Source organism: Streptomyces sp. UNOC14_S4, from assembly GCF_020740835.1.
Taxonomy (GTDB): Bacteria; Actinomycetota; Actinomycetes; order Streptomycetales; family Streptomycetaceae; genus Streptomyces.
This window is the reverse complement of sequence record NZ_JAINFC010000479.1, coordinates 1-5,763: the sequence shown is the minus strand read 5'-3', so window position 1 is coordinate 5,763 and position 5,763 is coordinate 1. Positions and strand designations below refer to the sequence as shown.

The following is a 5,763-nucleotide window of genomic DNA, read 5'->3' as shown; positions in this document are numbered from 1 at the left end:
GCCCGGGGGTCGTGCGGATCACGCGGGTCCGCGGGCGTGCCCGGGGGCGCGTGGGAGGACGGATTCCGCGAGGGGTCGCCCTGTGGTTTCCCCGAGGCGTCGGGCCCGATGTCGACGAGGGCCTCGCGGGCGCGCCCCGGGCCGGGCTCCGGCCCCGCGGAGCGGGAGTGGTGCGGCCGGGCCGCGTCATGACCGGTGGACTGCGAGGGGACGGCGACACAGCCCGCGGCGGCGACCAGGGCCACCGCCGCCAGAGCGGCCGTCGCTGGCAAACGATGCATCCGCTCAACTCTGGTGGCGTGTGCGGCACGTTGGGAATTCCCCGCACGGGTGACGCATGGGTGATGTGCGGTCACGAACGGTCAACGGGCGGCCGGCGTGTGGCCGACTGTCGGCTGACAGGTGGCCGCGCCTTCACGCCCCCCGGCAGCCCCTGTCACCACCTCCGGCCGCCGCCGTGGTCACCCATGCGCCCCCTCACTCACCCCTTGCTCGCCCGTCACTCCCCCGTCACACCGTCGATGCGCTCGCGGATGAGGTCCGCGTGCCCGTTGTGGCGGGCGTACTCCTCGATCATGTGGATGTAGATCCACCGCAGGTCGAATTCCTTGCCGCTGCGCGGCGAGACACCGCGGTCGTCCAGCGAGCGGCCGCGCGCCGCCTCGCGGGCCGCGGCGATCTCCGCCTGCCAGGCTGCGTGGGCCTCGTCCCAGGTGTCCCGTTCGGTGACGTGGAACTCGCCGTCGGGGTCGTCGTCGCCGTAGTAGAGCGGCCGGGCGTCCTCACCGCCGAGCACCCTGCGGAACCAGTTGCGCTCGACCTCGGCCATGTGCCGTACGAGGCCCAGGAGGGTGAGCGACGACGGCGGCACCGACACCTCGCGGAGCTGCCGGTCGTCCAGGCCCGCGCACTTGAGGGCCAGGGTCGCGCGGTGGAAGTCCAGCCAGCTCTCCAGGCTGGTGCGTTCGTCGGCGACGGTGGGCGGTTCGGGGCGCTCGGATGCGTTCATGGCGCCCATCCTCACGCCCGCACGCGCCACTTCTCCATTGATTAACAGCGATCAGCACTGATCAGCGCTGATCAGCAGCGATGAACGGCCGCTGATCAGCGCCCGCCGCCCGTACCGCCGAGCATGCCGCGCAGCAGTTCGCCGGCCCCGGCGCGGAGTTGGGCGAGGCCAGGGGTCTCCGCGTGGAAGGACCCGGCGACGCACGAGAACATCATCCCCTCGCACCACGCGATGAGCGACAGCGCGTGGCGCTCCGGTTCGGGCGAGCCGTGCGCCGCCATCAGGGCCGTCAGCGGCTCGCGGAAGACACGGCCCGCCGAGTCGTAGATCCGCCGCAGCTCGGGCCGTCGCGCCGCCTCCAAGGCCAGCTCGTACCGGGCGATCAGCAGGGCCCGCTGCCCGGTCAGCGAACGGTGCAGCGCGAGCGCGACGGCTTCCGCGAGCGCCTCGCGCCCGGCCGCGGGGGCGGGCAGCCCCGGCAGGCCGAGCACCTCGCTCTCACGGAGCGCGAGCCGTCGCACGGCGATCTCCAGGAGCGCCAGACGCGTACGGGCCTGGTTCGACGTCGAGCCGAGCGGCAGCCCGGCGGCCTCGTCCACGGCGCGGTGGGTCAGCCCGCGCATGCCGCGCTCGGCGAGCAGGTCGAGGGCCGTATCGGCGATCAGCTGGGCCCGGGCGGAACCGGTGGCGGACTTCGGGACTGGCATGCGCCCAACCTATCGCCACCACTACAGGAGTAGTACCCTCGGCTCGTCGGCACCCCACTACATCCGTAGTGATCTCGTCCGTCGCCTCCAGGAGGGGAACCATGCGTGAGCTCAGCGCCATCGTCATCGGCGGTGGAATCGGCGGCCTCACCGCCGCGGCCGCCCTGCGCCACCGCGGCTGGACCGTCACCGTCCTCGAACGCGCCACGGCGCTCGAACCCGTCGGAGCAGGCATCGCCCTGGCCCCCAACGCCCAGCGCGCGCTCGACACCTTCGGTGCCGGGGACGCCGTGCGGGCCATGGCCGGCTGGCAGGCCGAGGGCGGACTGCGCCTGCCGAGCGGCCGCTGGCTGTCCCGCACCAGCAACGAGGCCGCCGCCGCGCGCTTCGGCGGCCCCGTCGTCGTCGCCCACCGCGCGGAACTCGTACGCCTCCTCGTCTCCCTGCTCCCCGAAGGGGCCGTACGCACCGGGACGCCCGCCGTCCTCACCGGCCTCGGCGGTCCCGGCCGCCCCGCGGAAGTCACCGCGGCCGGCGAGCGCTTGACGGCCGGCCTCGTCGTGGCGGCGGACGGCATCCACTCCGCCGTGCGCGGCGCCCTCTTCCCCGACCACCCGGCGCCGCGGTACGCCGGGTTCACCTGCTGGCGCCTGGTCGTCCCCCGCCCGCGGCGGCCCTTCCCCGCCCACGAGACCTGGGGCCGCGGCCGCATCTGGGGCACCGTCCCGCTGCACGACGGCCGCGTCTACGCCTACGCGCAGGCCAACGCCCCCGCGCGCGGCCACTCCCCCGACGGTGAACTGAACGAGCTGCGGCGCCTCTTCGGCGACTGGCACCACCCCGTCCCCGACATCCTCGCCGCCGCCGACCCGGCCGCCGTGCTGCGCAACGACATCCACGCAACCGCGGCGCCGCTGCCCGCCTACCACCGCGGCCGGGTGGCCCTCCTCGGCGACGCCGCGCACGCCATGACACCGCACCTCGGGCAGGGCGGCTGCCAGGCGATCGAGGACGCCGTGGTCCTCGCCCACCTCCTGGACGGGACGGACGGCGACGTGCCGCGGGCCCTCCCCGCCTACACCGGGGCGCGCCTGCCCCGCACCCTGGACGTCGTCCGCCGTTCCGGCCGCATCGGCAGGCTCACCGCCCTCTCCTCGGCGCCGGCCTGCGCCCTGCGCACGGCGGCCGTCTCGGTCCTCGACCGGCTCGGCCCGGCGGCCGCCCTGCGCAGCCTGGACGGTGTGGCCGACTGGCGGCCGCCGGGGCGGACGTATGCTGCACGAACAGAGGCACGTGTGGCAGAAGCACGCGCGGCAGAGGCACGTGTGGCAAAGACGCGTTCGGCAGAGACATATTCGGCAGAGGCACGTTCCAGGGAGGGCCAGTGAGGGTCGGCTGCATCGGGCTCGGAGACATCGCGGAGAAGGCGTACCTGCCGGTCCTCGCCCTGCGACCGGAGTTGGAGCTGCATCTCCACACCCGGACCGCCACCACGCTCGACCGGATCGGCGCCACCTACCGCGTACCGGAGGCACACCGGCACGCCACCCTCGACGGGCTCCTCGCCACCGGCCTCGACGCGGCCTTCGTGCACGCCTCGACCGCCGCGCACCCGATGCTCGTCACCCGCCTCCTGGAGGCGGGCGTACCGGTCTATGTGGACAAGCCGCTCGCCTACGACTACGCCACCAGCGAGCGGCTCGTACGGCTGGCCCGGGAGCGCGGGGTCAGCCTCATGGTCGGCTTCAACCGCCGCTACGCGCCCGGGTACGCCCAGTGCGCGGACCACCCGCGTGACCTGATCCTCCTGCAGAAGAACCGTGTCGGGCTCGCCGAGAACCCGCGCACCCTCGTTTTCGACGACTTCATCCACGTCGTGGACACGCTGCGCTTCCTCGCGCCCGGCCCCGTCGAGCACGTCGACGTACGGGCCAGGGTCCGCGACGGCCTCGCGGAGCACGTCGTGCTCCAGCTCTCGGGCGACGGCTTCACCGCCATCGGCGCCATGAACCGGATGAGCGGCTCCACCGAGGAGGTCCTGGAGGTCTCCGGCCAGGACACCAAGCGGCAGGTCGTCAATCTCGCCGAGGTCGTGGACCACAAGGGACAGCCGACCGTGCGCCGTCGTGGCGACTGGGTTCCGGTGGCCCGGCAGCGCGGTATCGAGCAGATCGTGCTGGCGTTCCTGGACGCGGTGCGGGCGGGGAAGGTGCTCGACGCCGAGGACGCCCTGCGGACGCATGAGCTGTGCGAGGAGATCGTGACGCGGATCGGCTGACGACGCGCGGCCGGGCCGCCGGGGCGGCCCCCTTGCCCTGCGGGCGGCGAGGGCCCACTATCTGACGGGCACTCAGCCAACGGGAAGGGGCACCCATGGCCACCGCCCAGCGTCGCGGCCGCCGCCTCGCGATGGACCCCGGCGAACTCGACGCCTTCCTCACGCGGCAGCGCACCTGCCGCGTGGCCACCGTCACCCCGCGGGGCGAACCCCGCACCACTCCCCTCTGGTTCGCCTGGGACGGCCACGCGCTGTGGCTCTACTCCCTCGTCCGCAGCCGCCGCTGGACGGACCTGCGGCACGACCCCCGCGTCGCGGCCGTGATCGACGACGGCCACACGTACGGCGACCTGCGCGGCGCCGAACTCTGCGGCACGGCGCAATTCATCGGCGAGGCACCCCGCACGGGCCTGCCCTGCCCCGAACTCGACGCACCGGAGGCCCTGTTCGCCGCGAAATACTTCGGAACCCCCACCATGCCCCACGACGGCGGACACGCGTGGCTGCGCCTGAAACCGGAGAAGGTGCTCTCCTGGGACTTCCGAAAGTTGCGCGCTTCATAAGGGGTGCGGGGCGCGAGGCGCCGCGCGCAGTACGCGCCCCGTCAGGGGCGCGGGGCTGTGTTGTATTGCGGCTCCGCCGCGTGGGCGCGATCAGCCACGACGAGCCCGCAGCCGCGCACCAGCCGCAACAGGCACCCCAATAGGCGCACCCGGACCACCAACCCGCTCCCCCGCAAAACGCAACGCCCCGACGACAGCCCGGATCGACGGCCGTCGATCCGCATCCGCCCGCCAGATCGCGTACACATGACGGCTCATCGCGTGCCGTACAGGGATCACCCGCACCCCCTCGGGCACGGGCCCCCTGCCGAGGCGGGGCGCGACACCGACGCCGAGGCCCGCGGCGATCAGGGCGAGCTGGGTGGCGTGCTCCTCCGCCATGTGCGAGACGCGGGGCTCGACGCCCTTGCCGCGCAGGGTGAACATCAGCCAGTCGTGGCAGAACTCCCCCGTCGGCCAGGAGATCCACTCGTCGTCGGCGAAGTCCTCCAGCTCCACCTCGTCCCGGTCGGCGAGCGGGTGCCCGACGGGCACGGCGACATCGGCCGGGTCGTCCAGGATCGGCGCCTTGGCCAGGCCGTCCGGCATGGGCAGCGGCTTGTTGTACCAGTCGAGGACAACGGCGACGTCGGTGTCACCGCGCACCACACGCGGCACGGCACTGTCCGGGTCCCGTTCCGTCAGCCGGACGCGCAGCTGGGGGTGGTCCCGGCGCAGGCCGGCCAGGGCGAGCGGGAAAAGGCCCCGGGCCGCCGTGGGGAAGGCGTCGACGAGCAGCTCGCCGACAGCCTGTCCACGCTGGGCCTCCAGATCGGCCTGGGCGAGCTCGACCTGGGAGAGGATGCGCGAGGCGTGCTCGGCGAGGAGGCGCCCGGCGTCGGTGAGCCGCACACCGCGCCCCTGCCTGGCCAGCAGCTGCTGGCCGGCCTCGCGCTCCAGCTTGGCGAGCTGCTGCGAGACGGCGGACGTCGTCACGTGCAGCCCGTCGGCCGCGGCGCTGACGGAGCCGTGACGGGCGACGGCGTCGAGGGTGCGCAGGCGATCCAGGTTCAACATGTAAGTGATGCTAATCGGTAGTGCGCATTTTTTATTGCTTGTCCTAATGCTTCCCGGTCGCCATTGTTGTGTTCATGCGCACCACCAGCCCAAGCTCCGCCGGCTCCGTCCCCGCCACTGCCTCTTCTTCCGCCCCGCACACCTCTCCGC

General features: G+C 73.5%; 6 protein-coding genes and 1 pseudogene. 3 read left to right on the top strand and 4 right to left on the bottom strand.

Annotated elements, in window-relative coordinates:
- The 3 genes and pseudogenes from K6I34_RS30015 to K6I34_RS30005 all read right to left on the bottom strand — a co-directional run.
- Positions 1-281, bottom strand: a pseudogene (locus K6I34_RS30015) (hypothetical protein); the annotation flags it as partial.
- 218 nt (positions 282-499) lie between these two features.
- The gene (locus tag K6I34_RS30010; RefSeq protein ID WP_229330701.1) at positions 500-1,009 is read right to left on the bottom strand and encodes a DinB family protein; all 510 of its coding nucleotides are present in this window, start codon (positions 1,007-1,009) and stop codon (positions 500-502) included.
- Positions 1,010-1,104: 95 nt separating this feature from the next.
- Positions 1,105-1,716, bottom strand: a complete 612-nt coding sequence (locus K6I34_RS30005; protein WP_229330699.1) for a TetR/AcrR family transcriptional regulator — start codon at positions 1,714-1,716, stop codon at positions 1,105-1,107.
- Positions 1,717-1,817: 101 nt separating this feature from the next.
- Here K6I34_RS30005 and K6I34_RS30000 point away from each other — a divergent pair, with 101 nt between their 5' ends.
- The 3 genes from K6I34_RS30000 to K6I34_RS29990 all read left to right on the top strand — a co-directional run bounded on the left by K6I34_RS30000 (position 1,818) and on the right by K6I34_RS29990 (position 4,557).
- Positions 1,818-3,104, top strand: coding sequence for an FAD-dependent monooxygenase (locus tag K6I34_RS30000; protein ID WP_229330697.1), 1,287 nt, complete (start codon positions 1,818-1,820; stop codon positions 3,102-3,104).
- Positions 3,101-3,994, top strand: a complete 894-nt coding sequence (locus K6I34_RS29995; protein ID WP_229330695.1) for a Gfo/Idh/MocA family protein — start codon at positions 3,101-3,103, stop codon at positions 3,992-3,994. The genes K6I34_RS30000 and K6I34_RS29995 overlap by 4 nt, the downstream gene beginning before the upstream one ends.
- A 95-nt stretch (positions 3,995-4,089) precedes the next feature.
- A complete protein-coding gene (locus K6I34_RS29990; protein WP_229330693.1) occupies positions 4,090-4,557 on the top strand; it encodes a pyridoxamine 5'-phosphate oxidase family protein in 468 nt (155 codons plus the stop codon).
- Positions 4,558-4,647: 90 nt separating this feature from the next.
- Here the strand turns inward: K6I34_RS29990 and K6I34_RS29985 are convergent, their stop codons facing one another.
- Positions 4,648-5,613: a LysR family transcriptional regulator gene (locus K6I34_RS29985; protein WP_229330691.1), complete on the bottom strand. Its 966-nt coding sequence runs from the start codon at positions 5,611-5,613 to the stop codon at positions 4,648-4,650.
- Positions 5,614-5,763 lie beyond the last annotated feature (150 nt).

Excerpts from the sequence above, each read along its gene's own strand:
- K6I34_RS29990 (WP_229330693.1), top strand. The coding sequence starts at position 4,090 with ATGGCCACCGCCCAGCGTCGCGGCCGCCGCCTCGCGATGGACCCCGGC.
- K6I34_RS29985 (WP_229330691.1), bottom strand. The coding sequence starts at position 5,613 with ATGTTGAACCTGGATCGCCTGCGCACCCTCGACGCCGTCGCCCGTCAC.
- K6I34_RS30000 (WP_229330697.1), top strand. The coding sequence starts at position 1,818 with ATGCGTGAGCTCAGCGCCATCGTCATCGGCGGTGGAATCGGCGGCCTC.
- K6I34_RS30010 (WP_229330701.1), bottom strand. The coding sequence starts at position 1,009 with ATGAACGCATCCGAGCGCCCCGAACCGCCCACCGTCGCCGACGAACGC.
- K6I34_RS30005 (WP_229330699.1), bottom strand. The coding sequence starts at position 1,716 with ATGCCAGTCCCGAAGTCCGCCACCGGTTCCGCCCGGGCCCAGCTGATC.